1 pseudogene is annotated in these 497 nt (G+C 66.6%); it reads left to right on the top strand.

Annotated features, from left to right (window positions below):
• A pseudogene (locus HMPREF2550_RS12370) lies at window positions 1-497 on the top strand (hypothetical protein); the annotation flags it as partial.

Genomic DNA, 497 nt, shown 5'->3' with positions numbered 1-497 from the left:
TGCGGATACGACTTCGTTCACGCAGCGGCCGGCTGCACGCTTGCCCAGTTGCAGGCGCACGGCATCCAGCTCGACCGCGCCAAGCAGCTACGCGACACCGCTTCGGTGTTGTGCGGGAAAACCTCGCACACGAAGTACCAGGCGCGTGCCCAAGAAGGCGCGCGCGTCAATGGGCATAGGTTGGACACACTTGCCTACATCACACGGTCCGCCCGTTCGCTCAAGGACGTGACGAAGCGTTGGCACTACATCGAGCGCCTGTGCAACACCGCCGGGGACCTGGCGCGCATCCGACGCGTCGCCGCAGAGCTGAAAGCCGAACTGCAGGCGCCGGAACCGCGCACCCCGAAAGCACGGGTCACCCACCACGGCGACGGGTACGCCACCCTGAGACTCACCGGCCCCGCCGCCGACGTCCAAGGTGTTTTCGACGCCGCGAAGAACGACGTCACCGGGTGGCTGAACGGTGGGTGCCCGAAAGCCGAGTACCTGGTGCG

The organism is Corynebacterium sp. HMSC074A01, assembly GCF_001831515.1.
Classification (GTDB): domain Bacteria; phylum Actinomycetota; class Actinomycetes; order Mycobacteriales; family Mycobacteriaceae; genus Corynebacterium.
Note: the sequence above shows the minus strand (reverse complement) of the source record. Positions and strands in the feature narration are given on the sequence as shown.